The organism is Streptomyces sp. NBC_00568 (genome assembly GCF_026341855.1).
In the GTDB taxonomy this organism is placed as follows: Bacteria; Actinomycetota; Actinomycetes; order Streptomycetales; family Streptomycetaceae; genus Streptomyces.
This window is the reverse complement of the sequence record NZ_JAPENW010000001.1, coordinates 1,855,703-1,872,125: the sequence shown is the minus strand read 5'-3', so window position 1 is coordinate 1,872,125 and position 16,423 is coordinate 1,855,703. Positions and strand designations below refer to the sequence as shown.

16 protein-coding genes are annotated in these 16,423 nt (G+C 71.1%); 12 read left to right on the top strand and 4 right to left on the bottom strand.

Features of this window, described 5'->3' with window-relative positions:
- Window positions 1–95: 95 nt before the first annotated feature.
- Window positions 96–1,469, bottom strand: coding sequence for an APC family permease (locus OOK38_RS07950; RefSeq protein ID WP_266762323.1), 1,374 nt, complete (start codon window positions 1,467–1,469; stop codon window positions 96–98).
- A 102-nt stretch (window positions 1,470–1,571) separates the two neighbouring features.
- Between OOK38_RS07950 and OOK38_RS07945 the strand changes: the two genes are divergently transcribed.
- Together OOK38_RS07945 and ppgK are read left to right on the top strand one after the other, a co-directional pair.
- Window positions 1,572–2,576, top strand: a complete 1,005-nt coding sequence (locus OOK38_RS07945) for a 4-hydroxy-3-methylbut-2-enyl diphosphate reductase (RefSeq protein ID WP_266762325.1) — start codon at window positions 1,572–1,574, stop codon at window positions 2,574–2,576.
- 29 nt (window positions 2,577–2,605) lie between these two features.
- Entirely contained in the window at window positions 2,606–3,355 is a 750-nt protein-coding gene (ppgK, locus tag OOK38_RS07940) for a polyphosphate--glucose phosphotransferase (protein WP_266762327.1), read from the top strand.
- A gap of 131 nt (window positions 3,356–3,486) precedes the next feature.
- Here the strand turns inward: ppgK and OOK38_RS07935 are convergent, their stop codons facing one another.
- Window positions 3,487–3,915: a DUF6542 domain-containing protein gene (locus tag OOK38_RS07935; RefSeq protein ID WP_323178791.1), complete on the bottom strand. Its 429-nt coding sequence runs from the start codon at window positions 3,913–3,915 to the stop codon at window positions 3,487–3,489.
- A 350-nt stretch (window positions 3,916–4,265) separates the two neighbouring features.
- Here OOK38_RS07935 and ychF point away from each other — a divergent pair, with 350 nt between their 5' ends.
- The 3 genes from ychF (at window position 4,266) to OOK38_RS07920 (ending at window position 6,087) form a co-directional block, all read left to right on the top strand.
- The gene (ychF, locus tag OOK38_RS07930) at window positions 4,266–5,354 is read left to right on the top strand and encodes a redox-regulated ATPase YchF (protein ID WP_266762331.1); all 1,089 of its coding nucleotides are present in this window, start codon (window positions 4,266–4,268) and stop codon (window positions 5,352–5,354) included.
- Window positions 5,355–5,554: 200 nt separating this feature from the next.
- Window positions 5,555–5,836, top strand: coding sequence for a type II toxin-antitoxin system Phd/YefM family antitoxin (locus OOK38_RS07925; protein WP_266762332.1), 282 nt, complete (start codon window positions 5,555–5,557; stop codon window positions 5,834–5,836).
- On the top strand, window positions 5,833–6,087 hold the full coding sequence (locus OOK38_RS07920; RefSeq protein ID WP_266762334.1) for a Txe/YoeB family addiction module toxin: 255 nt from the start codon (window positions 5,833–5,835) through the stop codon (window positions 6,085–6,087). The genes OOK38_RS07925 and OOK38_RS07920 overlap by 4 nt, the downstream gene beginning before the upstream one ends.
- A gap of 100 nt (window positions 6,088–6,187) precedes the next feature.
- Here the strand turns inward: OOK38_RS07920 and OOK38_RS07915 are convergent, their stop codons facing one another.
- Window positions 6,188–7,210, bottom strand: coding sequence for an SMP-30/gluconolactonase/LRE family protein (locus OOK38_RS07915; protein ID WP_266762336.1), 1,023 nt, complete (start codon window positions 7,208–7,210; stop codon window positions 6,188–6,190).
- Window positions 7,211–7,460: 250 nt separating this feature from the next.
- Here OOK38_RS07915 and OOK38_RS07910 point away from each other — a divergent pair, with 250 nt between their 5' ends.
- Window positions 7,461–7,901 carry a MarR family winged helix-turn-helix transcriptional regulator gene (locus tag OOK38_RS07910; protein WP_266762338.1) on the top strand — a complete coding sequence of 147 codons (441 nt, stop codon included), beginning with the start codon at window positions 7,461–7,463 and terminating at the stop codon, window positions 7,899–7,901.
- 45 nt (window positions 7,902–7,946) lie between these two features.
- Here OOK38_RS07910 and OOK38_RS07905 read toward each other — a convergent pair whose 3' ends face one another.
- Window positions 7,947–9,053, bottom strand: a complete 1,107-nt coding sequence (locus tag OOK38_RS07905) for a threonine synthase (RefSeq protein ID WP_266762340.1) — start codon at window positions 9,051–9,053, stop codon at window positions 7,947–7,949.
- A gap of 721 nt (window positions 9,054–9,774) precedes the next feature.
- On the opposite strand from OOK38_RS07905, the gene OOK38_RS07900 reads away from it, so the two are divergent.
- The 6 genes from OOK38_RS07900 to OOK38_RS07875 all read left to right on the top strand — a co-directional run bounded on the left by OOK38_RS07900 (window position 9,775) and on the right by OOK38_RS07875 (window position 16,383).
- Window positions 9,775–10,824 (top strand): DUF4190 domain-containing protein, encoded by a 1,050-nt coding sequence (locus OOK38_RS07900; protein ID WP_323178790.1) that lies wholly within the window; start codon window positions 9,775–9,777, stop codon window positions 10,822–10,824.
- 148 nt (window positions 10,825–10,972) lie between these two features.
- Window positions 10,973–11,725 carry a GntR family transcriptional regulator gene (locus OOK38_RS07895; protein WP_266762344.1) on the top strand — a complete coding sequence of 251 codons (753 nt, stop codon included), beginning with the start codon at window positions 10,973–10,975 and terminating at the stop codon, window positions 11,723–11,725.
- Window positions 11,726–12,245: 520 nt separating this feature from the next.
- Window positions 12,246–12,428 (top strand): SPOR domain-containing protein, encoded by a 183-nt coding sequence (locus OOK38_RS07890; RefSeq protein WP_266454873.1) that lies wholly within the window; start codon window positions 12,246–12,248, stop codon window positions 12,426–12,428.
- A gap of 45 nt (window positions 12,429–12,473) precedes the next feature.
- Window positions 12,474–12,881: a (deoxy)nucleoside triphosphate pyrophosphohydrolase gene (locus OOK38_RS07885; protein ID WP_266762346.1), complete on the top strand. Its 408-nt coding sequence runs from the start codon at window positions 12,474–12,476 to the stop codon at window positions 12,879–12,881.
- A gap of 107 nt (window positions 12,882–12,988) precedes the next feature.
- The gene (locus OOK38_RS07880; protein WP_266762348.1) at window positions 12,989–13,420 is read left to right on the top strand and encodes an ATP-binding protein; all 432 of its coding nucleotides are present in this window, start codon (window positions 12,989–12,991) and stop codon (window positions 13,418–13,420) included.
- 248 nt (window positions 13,421–13,668) lie between these two features.
- Entirely contained in the window at window positions 13,669–16,383 is a 2,715-nt protein-coding gene (locus tag OOK38_RS07875; protein WP_266762350.1) for a SpoIIE family protein phosphatase, read from the top strand.
- The last annotated feature ends 40 nt before the right edge of the window (window positions 16,384–16,423 follow it).

Genomic DNA, 16,423 nt, shown 5'->3' with positions numbered 1-16,423 from the left:
CCGAGCGTAGTGGCCACCACCGACAACGCCGGCACGCCCGGCGCGGGCCGAGGCGGCCCGGTCTCCCGGCCGTGGACCGGCCCGCCCGGCAGGCGCTACCCGGTCTTCGGTTCGGTCCGCCCCCGCTGGGCGAGGAGCACCACCAGACCCACCGCCAGCCAGACGAGGCCCACCACCTGGGCCGTGCCCGAGGCCTCGACGATCACCGCGACGGTGATCGCGGCGCCCAGCACGGGGACGAGGACGTGCCGCCACCACACCACCGGCCCGCCCAGGTGCCGTACGGCGAACCAGCCCACCACGGACGCGTGCAGCAGGGTGAACGCGGTCAGCGCGCCGACGTCGACCACCGAGACCAGCTTGTCGAGGCCGTCGTCGCGGCGCGCCGCCCAGACCGCGGCGACCAGCGTGATCACCGCGGCGCACGACAGGGCCGCCCGCGGCACCCCGGAGTCGGTCCGCGCCAGCACCCGCGGCAGCCGCCGGTCGCGGGCCATCGCGAAGACGAGACGCCCGGCCGCGGCCTGCCCGGCCAGCGCCGCGAAGGCCGCGCCGATCGCCTTGCTGACCGCCACCAGGTTGTGCAGCCACGAGCCGACGGACGCGTCCACGGCGTCGTAGAAGGCCGGACCCTGTTTCGCGGGGTCGGCGGCGAGCCGCGCGGACGACAGCGGCTCCAGCAGCGACACCAGATAGGTCTGCGCCACGAACAGCACACCCGCCAGCGCCAGACAGAACAGGACCGCGCGGGCCACCTTCTCCGGACCGCCCGTCACCTCCTCGGCGAAGGAGGCGATGGCGTCGAAGCCCAGAAAGGAGAGGACGGCGACCGAGACGGCGCCGATGACAGCCGACAGCGCGAACGCGCCCTGCGTGCCGTCACCCGACAGCGGGGACAGCCAGTCGCGGTGCGCCCCGTCGCGCGCCAGCACCACGACCGCCGACACGACGAAGACAAGAAGGACCACGATCTCCATCGCGAGCACCAGCAAGCCGACCCGCGCCGCCGTGCGGACACCCCAGAGGTTGAGGAACGTCGTGACGACGACGGCGAGCGCGGTCCACACCCACCGGGAGACCTCCGGGACCAGGGAGTTCATCGCGATCCCGGAGAACAGATAGGCCACCGCCGGAATGAGCAGGTAGTCCAGCATCACCATCCACCCGGCGACGAACCCGGCCTCCTTCCCGAGCCCCGCGCGCGCGTAGGCGAACACCGAGCCCGCCTGCGGGACCACGCGGACCATCTGCGCGTAGCTGAACGCGGTGAACGCCATGGCGACCGTCGCGACGACGTAGACCAGCGCGACCGCCCCGTGCGACTTCGCGTCCAGCGTCCCGAAGACCCCGACCGGCGCCATCGGGGCGATGAACAGCAGCCCGTAGACGACCAGATCCCGGAAACCGAGGCTGCGCCGGAGTCCGTGCTCCGCCGCGCCCGAACCGGCGGTGGTCTGCGTGTCGGACATCGTGCCTCCCGAGGTTCGCGCCCGGCCCCGCCTCTCCGGCTCCCCACAGTCTCTCCAAGGAGGCGATCTTCGACCTGCCGGGCGCGGCCTTACGATGGGGGCATGACTGCTTCTCCTGGCCGCCGTGTCCTGCTCGCCGCCCCCCGGGGCTACTGCGCGGGCGTGGACCGTGCCGTGATCGCCGTCGAGAAGGCCCTCGAGCAGTACGGGGCCCCGATCTATGTCCGCCACGAGATCGTCCACAACAAGTACGTCGTGCAGACCCTGGAGAAGAAGGGCGCGATCTTCGTCGAGCAGACGGCGGAGGTCCCCGAGGGGTCCATCGTCATGTTCTCGGCGCACGGCGTCGCCCCCGTCGTCCACGACGAGGCCGCGAAGGGCAAGCTCGCCACCATCGACGCGACGTGCCCGCTGGTCACCAAGGTCCACAAGGAAGCCGTCCGGTTCGCGAACGACGACTTCGACATCCTCCTGATCGGCCACGAGGGCCACGAGGAGGTCATCGGCACCTCCGGCGAGGCCCCCGACCACATCACGCTGGTCGACGGACCCGAGGACGTCGCCAAGGTCGAGGTCCGCGACCCCTCCCGGGTCGTCTGGCTCTCCCAGACCACCCTTTCGGTCGACGAGACGATGGAGACGGTCGACGCCCTGAAGGAGAAGTTCCCGCAGCTCATCTCGCCGCCGAGCGACGACATCTGCTACGCCACGCAGAACCGTCAGCTCGCCGTGAAGCAGATGGGCGCGGAGGCCGAGCTGGTGATCGTCGTCGGATCGCGCAACTCCTCCAACTCCGTGCGGCTCGTCGAGGTCGCCAAGCTCGCCGGCTCCCGTGAGGCGTACCTCGTGGACTTCGCCGACGAGATCGAGGAGGCGTGGCTCGAGGGCGTGAGCACGGTCGGGGTCACCTCCGGCGCCTCCGTCCCCGAGGTCCTCGTCGAGCAGGTCCTGGAGTGGCTGTCCCGGCGCGGCTTCGAGGACGTCGAGCTCGTCAAGGCCGCCGAGGAGTCCATCACCTTCTCGCTGCCCAAGGAGCTGCGCCGCGATCTGCGCGCTGAGGCCGCCGCCCTGGTGGAGCAGCGCACCGGCGGTACGCCCGGGAAGTGACCGTCAGTCGTACGACGTAACGTAGGGCCATGCAGATCTTCGGTGTGGACATTGGCGGATCCGGGATCAAGGGTGCCCCTGTGGACCTTGACCGCGGGGACCTGGCGGCGGAGCGCTTCAAGGTGCTCACCCCGCAACCCGCGACACCCGACGCGGTGGCCGACGGCGTGAAGGACGTCATCGGCCACTTCGGCTGGACGGGTCCCGTGGGCATCACGTTCCCGGGCGTGGTGACCGGTGGTTCCACGATCCGTACGGCGGCCAATGTCGACAAGGACTGGATCGACACCGACGCGCGCGCGTTGCTGAGTGAGCGGCTCGGCGGCCTGCCGGTGACCGTGCTGAACGACGCGGACGCGGCGGGCGTCGCCGAGATGCAGTTCGGAGCCGGCCGCGACCGCCGGGGCACGGTCATCCTGCTCACCTTCGGCACCGGCATCGGCAGTGCCCTCTTCATCGACGGCGAACTGGTCCCGAACACCGAGCTGGGCCATCTGGAGCTGAACGGCCACGACGCGGAGAAGCGGGCCTCCACCAAGGCCAAGGACGACCACGAGCTGACCTGGGAGCACTGGGCGCGCCGCGTCACGAAGTACCTCGCCCACGTCGAGATGCTCTTCTCCCCGGAACTGTTCATCATCGGCGGCGGTGTCAGCCGCAAGGCCGACAAGTTCCTGCCGCTGATCGAGGACATCAAGGCGGAGATCGTCCCGGCACAGCTCCAGAACAACGCGGGGATCGTGGGCGCGGCGATGCGAGCGGCGAAGGTCGCGCAGTAGCCGCGACACCGCCCGTGAGGGATCGCGACACCGCCCGTGAGAGACCGGGAACCTGCCCGTGAGGGACCGGGAACCCGCCCGCGGCGGGACGGGAACCCGCGGCGGGACGGGAACCCGCGGCGGACGAGGGGTCAGCGGGGCTGTCTGCCGGCCGGCAGGTCGCCGCGCGCCTGGGCCCGCCGCCGAGCGGCCCTGCGGCTCAGCAGGCGGACCTTGCGGGCGGTCACGACGAGGCCCGCGGCCAGCGTCCCGCCGTACAGCCAGCCCGCCTGGAGGGCGAGGGCGGTGACCAGGCCCATGAAGCTGCCACTGACGCCGCCGCCGCTGTCGTCGGCGATCGGCAGCAGCCCGAAGGTGAAGGCGATCGGCACGACCACGGGCGCGGTCACCAGGTCGCCGGGCCGCACCCACAGCGCGGTCAGTACGCACACGGGCAGGAACAGCACCCCGTAGACCGTCGGCGATCCCTCGAACAGCAGCTGGTCGAGGCAGGCCAGCGCGAACATCGACGCGCCGCAGAACAATCCGCCGCCGAGCCCGGTCAGCCGGGGATTCGGCATCCGCCGTGTCTCCCGCCCGCCCGCGGGCGCGGGCCGCCGCGACACCGGGGCGCCCCTTCTCGCACCGTCGCCCGCGGCCCGCCCGCCCTGAGCCGGAACGGGTGCACCGCGTCGCGGTCTGTACTGAGGGGGACGCGTCCTGTGTTGCTCCACTGGACCAACTTAGGTCGTTTTATGTGTGGAATGGCTCTTCGGACACGCCGGAGGCAGGCGGAAGGCGGGGCCATGGAAAGAGCTTGGCCATGCGTTCGATACCTCGCGGGTACGGGCCGGACCACGCCGTAGACTGGTGGATCGGCCCGCACTCTTCGAGGGCCCTTCGCCCATCCTCTCGTACGGGAAGTCGCAACGTGTCGCTCACGATCGGAATCGTCGGTCTGCCCAATGTCGGCAAGTCGACCCTGTTCAACGCCCTGACCAAGAACGACGTGCTCGCGGCCAACTACCCGTTCGCCACGATCGAGCCGAATGTCGGTGTGGTCGGCGTCCCGGACGCCCGTCTCACCAAACTGGCCGAGATCTTCTCCTCGCAGAAGATCCTCCCGGCGACCGTCGACTTCGTCGACATCGCGGGCATCGTGAAGGGCGCGTCCGAGGGTGAGGGCCTGGGCAACAAGTTCCTCGCGAACATCCGTGAGTCCGACGCGATCTGCCAGGTCATCCGCGCCTTCAAGGACGAGAACGTCGTGCACGTCGACGGCAAGGTCTCGCCCAAGGACGACATCGAGACGATCAACACCGAGCTGATCCTCGCGGACCTCCAGACGATCGAGAAGGTCCTGCCGCGCCTCCAGAGGGAGTCGCGCATCAAGAAGGACGTCGGCCCGAAGGTCGCGGCGGTCGAGGCGGCCCAGGCGATCCTGGAGCGGGGCGACACCCTCTTCTCCGCGGGCATCGTCCAGGGCTCCGGCAACGAGGAGCTGCTGCACGACCTGCACCTGCTCACCACCAAGCCGTTCCTCTACGTCTTCAACGTGGACGAGGACGAGCTGGTCGACGACGACTTCAAGGCCGAGCAGAGCGCCCTGGTCGCCCCCGCCGAGGCGATCTTCCTCAACGCCAAGCTGGAGGCGGACCTCGCCGAGCTCGACGAGGAGGACGCGAGGGAGCTCCTGGAGTCGGTCGGCGTCGAGGAGCCGGGCATGGCCACCCTCGCCCGCGTCGGCTTCAACACCCTCGGCCTGCAGACCTACCTGACGGCAGGCCCCAAGGAATCCCGCGCCTGGACCATCAAGAAGGGCGCCACCGCCCCCGAGGCCGCCGGTGTCATCCACACCGACTTCCAGAAGGGCTTCATCAAGGCCGAGGTCATCTCCTTCGCGGACCTGGTCGAGACGGGCTCGGTCGCCGAGGCCCGCGCCAAGGGCAAGGCCCGCATGGAGGGCAAGGAATACATCATGCAGGACGGCGACGTGGTGGAGTTCCGCTTCAACGTCTGAGCGCACGGAACAACAGCACATGGGCGACCTGGCAAACACAGGTCACATGGGGCCGACTCCTCCGGGAGCCGGCCCCTCGCTGTTTCCCGTGCCGGAATGGTGCCGCGTCTCTTTCTGATGGCCGGTCACCTGTGCGGCCCGGCTCGAGGGGGTCGTCAGTGGTACGTTATTTGGTACCACTTGATAGAGGGAGTCGACCCATGTCCATCACCGCGAGCGAAGCCCGCAAGGCTCTCTTTCCGCTGATCAAGAAGGTCAACGACGATCACGAGGCCATCGAGATCGTCTCCAAGCATGGCAACGCCGTGCTCGTCTCGGCCGAGGACTACGCGGCGCTGCGTGAGGGGTCGTACCTGCTCCGTTCGCCCGCGAACGCACGTCGACTCCTCAAGGCGTACGAGAACGCTCTGAGCCACGTGAACGTGTCGGAGCGCGAACTGATCGACCCGGATGCGGCGCACCCCGCCGAGGGTGACGCGTGAGGCTTGTCTTCGAGGATCAGGGCTGGGAGGACTACACGTCCTGGCTCAAGCACGACCGCAAGATGCTCGCTCGGATCAACAGGCTCATCGAGGACGTCAAGCGTGATCCCTTCACGGGGATCGGCAAGCCTGAGCCGCTCAAGTATCACTTGCCCGGGGCGTGGTCGAGGCGGATCGACGACGAGCATCGCCTTGTCTACCTGGTCACGGACAAGGAGATCATCATCCTCGCTGCTAGGTATCACTACTGATCGCAGCCTCGTCGCGCGTGATCAGTGGCGTGCGCGGGAGAGGCGCAGGCCGGAAGGGGCCGACTCCTCCGGGAGCCGGCCCCTTCTGTTGTTCGGGGGTTCAGATGCCGTGTACCCACGCCACGGTGAACGGGGTCTCGGGTGTGCCCGGGCCCATCGGGCCGCCCTTGTCGAACTGGGAGCGGACGACGAGGGTGCGGCCGCCGCGGCGCACCAGCGTGGTCGGGATCTGCAGCGCGGGGTCGGTGAGGCTGCGCTCCAGGCGGGCGGTGAGGCCGTCCGCCGACAGACGCCAGCGGGTGATCGTGTCGGTCTTGTTGAGGGCGGCCCACAAGGTGTCGCCGACCAGCTCCAGACCGTCGCCGTTCACCAAGTCGCCGCCGTGCAGGGCGACATGGCGGATCGCGCCGGTGGTGAGGTCCACCCGGTAGAGGGCGCCGCCGGTCATGTCGACGGTGAACAGGCAGCGGTCCCCGGCGACGATGCCGTTCAGGGTGTACGTGCCGGCCGGGTGCGGGGCCAGGACGCTCCCGAAGTCGTAGGCGGGGGTGAGGGCGGCCCGGCCGCCGTGGGCCGTGGCCCGGGCGCGCTGGGCCGGTGTCACCCGGTAGACGACCTCCCGCACGCTGTCCGTCAGATACGCGCTGCCGTCCGCGGCGATCGCCAGGTCGTTGACGAAGCGGGGCGCGTCACCGGGTACGTCGAAGCGGGCCAGCAGGGAGCGGGTGCGTACGTCGTAGACGGCGACTCCGGCCGTCGAGTCGGTCACCCAGAGGCGGCCGGACCCGTCGACCTTCAGTCCGTTGGCGGTTTTCCGGCCGTCCGCGCCCGCGGGCAGGAAGGTCTCGGCCACGCGGCGTCCGGGCGTCGAGCGGTAGACGGCGCCGGTGGTGTACGAGCCCACGTACAGCGTCCCCGTGCGCGGGTCGGCGGCGAGGCCCTCGGGATAGGCGCGGTCGTCGGGGAGTTCGAAGGCGGTGGAGATGCGAGGAGTGGGCACATGGGGAGGGGAGACGCGGGGTGCGGCGCTCGCGGTCGGTGTGCCCGCGGTGGTCGTCGCGAGGGCCGCGACGGTCGCGGCGGTGGCGGTCAGGAAGGTGCGGCGCTGGATCGAACGGGACACGACGGAACCTCTCGGTCTGCTTCTCAGACGTCGACGAGCGGGAAGGGCAGAGCTGGGCTGGGCCGCAGAGCAGAGCTGAGCTGAGTTGAGCTGGCCCATGCAGGGCTGAGCCATGCCGGGCCGAGCCCTGCATGAGCTGAGGGTGTTGAGTGCGAATTTAAGTTAGAGCTCTAATGCTCGTCAATGTCTTTATGGATGAGTGAGGGCTCATCGTCGTATCGCCCGTACGATCCGCGGCTACCATGCGGAGATGACGTCCATGCCCGTGTCCGAGCGCCTCGGCTCCCATCTCAAGCGGGCCGAGCAGGCCCTCGGCGCGACGAAGGCCGCGGTGCTCAAACCGGCGGGCGTGACCGTCGCCCAGTACGCGGCGCTGCTCCACCTCAGCGAGAACCCCGGCATCTCGGCCGCCGCGCTGGCCCGCCTCTGCCTGGTCACGCCGCCGACCATGAACACGGTCCTGAACAACCTCCAGGACCGAGGCCTGATCGAGCGCACCCCGCACGCCTGGCACAAGAACGTCCTGGAGACCCGGCTCACCGACGAGGGCACGGCCGCGCTCGCCGACGCCGACGCCCGCGCCGTACGGGTCGAGCGAGCCCTGGCCGCCGAGTTCACCGCAGAGGAGCGCGAGACGCTCGCCGCCCTGCTCGGCCGCTGCGTCACGCTGCTGGAGCGGGAACGCCCCTAGCCCGGGTCCCGCACAGGGCTTCCCGCACAGGGGGTCCCGCGGAGGTCAGTCCTGGGCCATCCCCGTTTTCAAGCCCGCCCCGCACAGCGGCACCACGGCCTCCCGCTGTCCGAGGGCGCCCTCACGGACCGCCGCCCAGCAGGCCACCCCGGTGGACTCCACGTACAGCCCGCGTCCCGCCAGATCCGTCTGCGCGTGCCGGATCTGGTCCTCCGTCACCGTCAGGAACGCGCCCCCGGAGGCGCGCACCGCGCGCAGGATCTGGCGGGCCCGCGGCGGGTTCGGGATCGCGATGCCCTCGGCGAACGTGGGCGCCATGGGGGTGACGCCGACGAGTTCGTCGGCGCCCTCGGACCAGGCGTGGGCCAGCGGGGCGACCGCGGCGGACTGGACGGCGTAGAGGGCGGGCCTGCGGTCGATCAGCCCGGCCGCGTGCAGTTCGGCCACCGCGAGCGCGGCGCCGAGGAGCAGCGTGCCGTTGCCGACCGGCACCACGATGACGTCCGGCAGACGTCCGCCGAGGTCCTCCCAGAGTTCGTGGACGTACGTCTTCGTGCCGTGCAGGAAGTACGGGTTGAAGACGTGCGAGGCGTAGAAGACCCCCTCCTCGTCGGCCGCCTCGCGGGCCGCGGTCGCCGTCGCCTCGCGGTCGCCCTCGACCACCCGCAGCCGCGCCCCGTGCGCCTCGATCTGCTCCAGCTTCTTCGCGGAGGTGCCCTCGGGGACGTACACCGTGCAGGGCAGTCCCGCCCGCGCGCAGTACGCAGCGATGGCCGTGCCCGCGTTGCCGCTGCTGTCCGCCAGCACCTGCCGGGGCCGGAGCCGCAGTGCCAGCTCGGCCAGCAGCACGGCTCCGCGGTCCTTGAACGACAGCGTCGGCATCAGGTAGTCGAGCTTCGCGGAGACGCCCTCGCGGAGGGGGACCAGCGGGGTGCGGCCCTCGCCGAGGCTGACCGTGGGCGCGGCCAGCGGCAGGCATTCCGCGTACCGCCACAGCGAGTTCACCCGCCCGGCGAGGGAGGTGAGAGGAGCCGGGGTCGGCGCGAAGTCGAGATCGAGCGGGCCGCGGCAGACCGGGCAGCACCAGGCGAGCGAGCCGGCCGGGACACGGGTGCCGTCCGTCGGGCAGAAGCAGTCCGGCAGTGGAGTCATAGGCCCAGGTTAGACGCGAGGCCGGAGTGACGGAGCGTCACTGCCGGGCGGCGGCAGGCGTGTTACGGCGGTGGCGTCCAGGCGGCGGCCGCCCTTTCCTGCCTGCCGCCCCGGCACTCTTCACGGCCCCGGCACGCACCGGCGCCTGCCGTCCCGGCACCGGCCGGCGTCCGCCTGGCGCACCGGCGCCTGTGCTCTTCCGGCACCGATCGGAGTCCGCCCCGCCCACCTGCGCCCGTCGTCCCGGCACCGATCGGAGTCCGCTCGGCGCACGGCGTCCGCTGTCCCGGCACCGACCGGCATCCGCCCCGCCCGCCTGCGCCCGTCGTTCCGATGCTCTTCGCCGTCCGGCGGCCCGTCGTCGGGTGGTCCGTCCGTCCGGCGCCCCGACAGCCCGGGGCACCTCCGTTACGCCCCAGGTCGTGCCGCGCTTACGATGCGCGCAGCCATCCGGCAGTCGTACGCAGGTTCCACCGCGCGTGGATGAGGAGCAAGGGAACTCGTGGCCATACCCCCGCCGCCCGGGCCGCAGCAGCCAGAGGGGCCGTACCCGCCGCCAGGGACGCCACCGGGTGCTCAGGGGACGCCCGGCGCCTTCCCGCCTCCGTATCCGCATGTCCCGGATCCCCGCGGCCCCTACCAGGGAGGCCCGCACCAGCAGTCGCCTTACGGGCCCCCGTACCAGCCCTGGGGGCAGGGCTACTCCCCGTACAACCGGCCGGTGCCCGTCAACGGGCTCGCGATCGCGGCGCTGGTGCTCGGCATCCTCTGCTTCGTGCCCGCCGTCGGGCTGGTGCTCGGGATCGTGGCGCTCGTCCAGATCAAGAAGCGCGGGGAGCGCGGCAAGGGCATGGCCGTGGGCGGCATGGTGATGTCGTCGATCGGAATCGGGCTGCTCGCGCTCGTCGTCGCCACGGGTGGCGCGCGCGATTTCTGGGACGGCTTCCAGGGCGCGGCGAACGACTCGGGAAGCGCCGCGTTCTCACTGGAGGTGGGCGAGTGCTTCGACTCGCTCAACGGCTCCCTGAGGGGCCTGGCGTTCGATGTCGACAAGGTGCCGTGCTCGGGCGAGCATGAAGCCGAGGTGTTCGCGGAATTCGCGATGGGCGACGGCGACTACCCGGGGGACAGTGTGCTCGCCGATGAGGCCGACCGGCGGTGTTACCGGGAACAGAGCGGCTACGCGATGGACTCCTGGGCCGTCCCGGACAACGTCGACGTGTACTCCTTCACGCCGACGTCGCAGAGCTGGCGCCGTGGCGATCGCGAGGTCAGCTGTCTGTTCGGGAACACCGACGAGAGGGGCAGCCTGACGGGCTCCCTGCGCAACGACCAGCTGACGCTGGACCCCGACCAGTACTCCTATCTGAGCTCGGCGCGGGCCATCAACAACGTGCTGGCCGGGGCGCCCGAGGCGGAGTCCGTCGAGGACGATCTGCCCGGCTACAAGAAATGGGCGGCCAGTGTCTCGGAGATTGTGGCGTGGCAGGCGGACGGGCTGCCCGTCCGCACGTTCGCGCCGGCCGCGCGTGGACCGGTCGCCGCCCTGGTCAAGGACATGACTCTCTCGGCGAAGGAGTGGGCGAAGGCCTCGGACGCGCGGGACGCGGACGCGTTCTACGCGCACTACGAGAAGGCCGCGAAGCTCATCGACCCCAGGAAGACGGTCACCACCCGCAAAGCTCTGGGGCTCGCCACCACTCCGCCGAAGTACGACGAGGGCGACACCAGTGGTGGCGGTGGTGAAGGCGGTGCCGGAATCGAGGTGTGACGGCGGCCATAGCGGGGAGAAAGTGCCTGCGTAAAGCCCTCAGGGGGCTCACGTCATCACATCGAGTGATTCTCTGGCCTTTGCTTGCATGGCACAACCCACGGTTGCCACGCTGTTGCTGTCTGTACAACCTGATGGGAGCGGCCAAGTGACTTTCGGTGAGCAGCCGGCGTACTTGCGTGTCGCGGGTGATCTCCGCAAGAAGATCGTCGACGGCTCGCTGCCACCGCACACCCGCCTCCCCTCGCAGGCCAGAATCCGCGAGGAGTACGGGGTCTCCGACACGGTCGCCCTGGAGGCGCGCAAGGTGCTGATGGCCGAGGGCCTGGTCGAGGGCCGCTCCGGTTCGGGCACCTATGTGCGGGAGAGGCCGGTGCCGCGCCGCGTGGCCCGCTCCGGATACCGGCCGGACAGCGGCGCCACCCCCTTCCGGCAGGAGCAGGCCGACCTCGCCGTGCGCGGCACCTGGGAGTCCCACAGCCGGCAGGTCGAGGCGAGCGGTGCGATCGCCGAGCGGCTGGCCATCCAGCCGGGCGACCGCGTGATGTGCACGAACTACGTCTTCCGGGACGGCGGCGAGGCGATGATGCTCTCCACGTCCTGGGAGCCGCTCGCCGTCACCGGGCGCACGCCGGTCATGCTCCCCGAGGAGGGCCCGCTCGGCGGCATGGGTGTCGTCGAGCGCATGGCGGCCATCGACGTGATCGTGGACAACGTCACCGAGGAGGTCGGCGCGCGCCCCGGCCTCGCCGAGGAACTCCTCGCGCTGGGCGGCGTACCCGGGCACGTGGTCGTCGTCATCCAGCGGACCTTCTACGCCTCGGGCCGTCCGGTGGAGACGGCGGACGTGGTGGTCCCGGCGGACCGGTACCGGATCGCCTACCACCTGCCGGTGAAGTGACCGCACGTCACCTTCGGGGGACGTAGCGGCCGGGCTCCGGGCGGGCGCCCTGCCCGGCGGTCCCGGGTCGGACCGCCGTCCGTCCCTCCCGGTGCCCCCGGTGGCCCGAACGGGTGGCCCGCCCGGTGGTCCGACCCGGTGGCCTGTTCCGCTCGCCTGGCCCGGTCCGGGCCCGGGGGCGCGCTGCGAGCCGGCGGGCACGGTCCGGGCGTTGAGGCGCGGCACGGGGGTCCGTGCCTCAACGGGACCGCCCGGGTGCCCGGTTGGAATCTGGCCTTTCTCAAGTGGCGGGCCGAGAAACGACTTCGCCCTGTTCGAGAGCGCGCGGGGAGCGGTGGGCGGCGTGTTCGACGGCGTGCGCCCCCTGGGCCGGCGCCGCCTACTGGCCGGTTGCGTACCTCTTTGTGAAAAGCCGTATTCGCTGCGTGAAGGTTAGGCGTAGGCTCGGGCATATGCGTATTGCGGTTTCGTTGGCGTGCGGGGTTCGGCGGGGGCCCGGGGCGGGAAGTGGAGGGGCTGGATGAACGACGGCACGATCACTCTTCCCTGGCTCGTCATACGACAGGACGACAACGGCAATCGCTATCGCGTGGGCAGGTACGCGACCCGCGCCGAGGCTCAGAAGATCGCGGACAGCCTCGACGACCGCGGGCACAAACAGCTCTACTGGGTCGAGCGGATCGGGCAGAACGGAACCCGGTGATCCGCTCCGCCCGGGAGCCCGCCCCGCTCCCGTAGGCTCCGGCGCATGACGGAACGGATCGTGGTGGTCGGAGCCGCCCTGGTGGGCGGCGGGCGCCTGCTCGCCGCCCGCCGCAGCGCGCCCCCCGACCTCGCGGGGCGCTGGGAACTGCCGGGCGGGAAGGTCGAGCCGGGCGAGACTCCCGAGCGCGCCCTGGTGCGCGAGCTGCGCGAAGAACTCGGTGTCGAGGCGGAAGTGCTGGAGCGCGTCCCCGGCGAGTGGCCCCTGAAGCCGGGATACGTCCTGGTGGTGTGGGCCGCCCGGCTGCTGCCCGGCTCGGCCGAACCCAGGCCGCTGGAGGATCACGACGAGCTGCGCTGGCTGGCCCCCGGGGAGATCTGGGACGTGGACTGGCTGGATCAGGACGTGGGGGCGGTCAAGGGCGCACTGCCGTGGCTCGACCCGGGCGCGTGACGAGCCGGGTGGGAAGTTCGTACGCCGTTCGCGCCATAGTGTGCCCCCGGGTGCGGTAAAGCGTCACGGATATCGGGTATGTGCCCATTAATCCCACGAAACCGGACATGGGTGGGTTCCTGGTCTGGGAAGTGATCGGCTTGATCGACACCGAAGGCGACTGCGCCGAGTGGACTTTTCCCGCGGAGCCGGGTGCCGTCCGCACCGCCCGCGCCGTCGTCCGGGGGCAACTGCACGCATGGGAACTCGACTCCCTCGGCGACATCGCCGCGCTGCTGGTCAGTGAACTGGTGACGAACTCGCTGCGGCACGCGACGGGCCCGATCGGCGTCCGTCTCGTACGTCCCGAGGACGTGCCGGGCGCGCTCCGCGTCGAGGTCTCCGACCCGCTGCCCGACCCGCCCCGCGAACGGGACGCCGACGCGTCGGACGAGAGCGGCCGCGGACTCCAGCTCCTGGCCGGCTCGTGCAGACGCTGGGGGACCCGGCCCGGAGACACCGGCAAGACCGTCTGGTTCGAACTGGCCGTTCCGGGCTGAGGCGCGCAGGGTCCGGATGCCCGTGCGGCACCTGGCCGGATCGGGTCGCCGACGGGTGTCGGATTCTTTGATTCGACCGGGCGCCACCTGGTTAGAAGACTGGGAGTATGTCGCGGCCGGTCCAAAAACCATCGGGACCGTGCTGTGATCGTGAACACCGTGTCGTGCGGCGCCGTAGTGCTGGATACTGCGGGCAGCCGCCCCCGGTGACCGGTGCCGGACGCGGTGAGCTGGAGGGGACGGTTCGCGTGAGCGAGATACCAGCGAAGGCCACGGAGTCCGAGGACCCGTCGGACGGCGCGAGGGCTGATGCGGCGGGCGAGTTCGCGCGCGCGGTTCCCGGCGAGGACGCGGGTGACGCCACGGGTGAGGAGACGGGCGGCGCCGCGGCCGGCCTGGTGGGTGGCGCGGCCGACGATGTGCCGGGTGACGCGGCCGGCGAGGCGCCGACCGACGCGATGTGGCAGAGCAGCCCGCCCGGTTCGATCTACGACTACATCAAGGTCGCCTCCTTCTCCATCGGCGCCGACGGGCTGGTGGACCAGTGGAGTCTGCGGGCCGAGCAGATCTTCGGCATCTCCGCGGAGCGTGCCGTCGGCCTGGACCCCATCGAGGCGTTCGTCACCGCCGACCGGCGCGAGTTCGGTCAGCGGAAGATGGCGGAGATCCTGGACGGCCGCGAGTGGACCGGTCTGGTGCCCTTCCGGGCGCCCGCCTCCGAAGAGGCGGGTGAGAGCGCCGACGAGGTCACCGAGGGCCTCGCCGAGGTCTATGTGATGCCCACCGTGACCGAGGACGGTGAGCGGGCCGCCGTCTGCATCGTCGTGGACGTCCGCACCCTGCGCAGCATCGAGACGGACCTCGCCGCCTCGCAGGCGATTTTCGGTCAATCTCCTTTCGGCTTCCTGCTGATCGACACGGACCTTCGGGTCCGGCGCGCCAACCAGCGGTTCGCCTCGATTTTCGGCGGCAGCGTCGACGACCACCGCGGCAAGGGCGTCCACGACTACCTCCCGCGCGCGGAGGCCGAGCGCGTGACGGCGATCCTGCGCCGGGTCCTGGAGACCGGTGACTCGATCACGGACATGCACGTCACCGGATATACGCCGGGTTCCGAGGAGCGCCGGCACTGGTCCATCAACCTCTACCGGGTGCACGGCGGAAGCGGCCGCCCCATCGGTATCGCCTGGCTCGGAACCGACATCACCGCCCGCCGTGCCGCCGCCCGTGAAGCGGCCGCCGCACGACGGAATCTCGCCCTTCTGAACGAGGCGGGCGCCCGCATAGGCAACTCCCTCGACCTGGAGACCACCGCACGCGAACTCCTCGACGTCGTGGTCCCCGGCTTCTGCGACCTCGCGACCGTCGACCTGTACCAGGGTCTGCTGGCCGGCGACGAGACCCCGCCGGGCCTCGCGGACGGCAGTGCCGAACTCCGCCGGGTCGCCTTCGCCAGCGCCGTCTCCGACGCGCCGTTCGTCGGCGGTCCGGCACCCGTCGCCGTCGGCGCCGTCCACCACTACCCGTTCAACTCGCCCTGCGCGGACGCCCTGCGCACCGCCCGGCCGCAGCACATCCCGGCCGAAGAGGGCGGCCTCATCCAGTCCACGCTCGCGGTCCCGATGGTCGCCCACGACACGGTGGTGGGCCTCGCCCAGTTCTCCCGTACGAAGGGCAGCGAGCCGTTCGGGGAACGCGACCGCGCCCTGGCGGTGGAGCTGGCCGCCCGCGCGGCCGTCTGTATCGACAACGCGCGCCTGTACCGCCGCGAGCACGAACGCGCCCTGATACTGCAGCGGTCCCTGCTGCCCCCGGGCGACCCCGAGGCCTCTGGCCTCGACATCGCGTGCCGCTATCTGCCGGGCAACGCGGCGACGGAGGTCGGCGGCGACTGGTTCGACGTCATCGAACTCCCAGGTCACCGCACGGCCCTTGTCGTGGGCGACGTGATGGGCCGCGGGCTGCGCGCCGCGGTGGCGATGGGTGAACTCCGCACCGCCGTACGCACCTTGGCCCTGCTCGATCTCGAACCCGCCGAAGTCCTCTCGGCGCTGGACGAGATCGCGCGCGGACTCGGCACCCCCGGAGGGGTCCAGCAGGCCACCCGTACGGCCCGTCAGCCCCGCGACGCCGACCTCTCCGAGGTGTACCTCGCGACCTGCGTGTACGCCGTCTACGACTCCGTGACCCGCCGGTGCACCTTCGCCAACGCGGGCCATCTGCCTCCTGTCCTGGTCGAGCCCGGTGAGACCGCGCTGATGCTCGACGTGCCGCCCGGGATGCCGCTCGGGGTGGGAGGCGAGCCCTTCGAGGAGGTGGAGGTCGAACTACCCGAAGGTGCGCTGTTGGCGCTCTACACGGATGGACTGGTCGAATCGCGCGACCACCCCCTCGACGAGGGACTGCAAGCTTTCGTCGGCGCCCTCACCGACCCCTCCAGTCCGCTGGAGGACGTCTGCGACCACGTCCTCAACACCCTCGACACCCACCACGGCGAGGACGACATCGCCCTGCTCATGGCACGTGTCCAGGGGCTGCCCGCCGACTCCGTCGGCGACTGGACCCTGCCGCGCGAGCCGCGCAGCGTGGGGCGGGCCCGCGAGTACGCGCGCACCCAGCTCGTCGCCTGGGACCTGGAGCCGCTCGTCGACACGACGGAACTGCTGGTCAGTGAGCTGGTGACCAACGCCCTGCGGTACGGCGAGGGCGAGATCAGGCTGCGGCTGCTCCTCGACCGCACCCTCGTCTGCGAGGTCTGGGACGCCGGCCTCGTCCAGCCGCGCCGCCGACGCGCCCGCGACACCGACGAGGGCGGGCGGGGCCTGCAGCTCGTCGGCCTCCTCTCCGCCGGGTGGGGCTCCCGCCGGACCCCGCGCGGGAAGACCGTGTGGTTCGAACTCCCGCTGCCGGACGGGGAGACGGGGCTCGCCGACCCGGCGGAGGCGTTGCTGAGCCTGTTCTGAGGACGGGCGCGCGGGGCGGGCGGCCGGTCGGAGGAGGAAG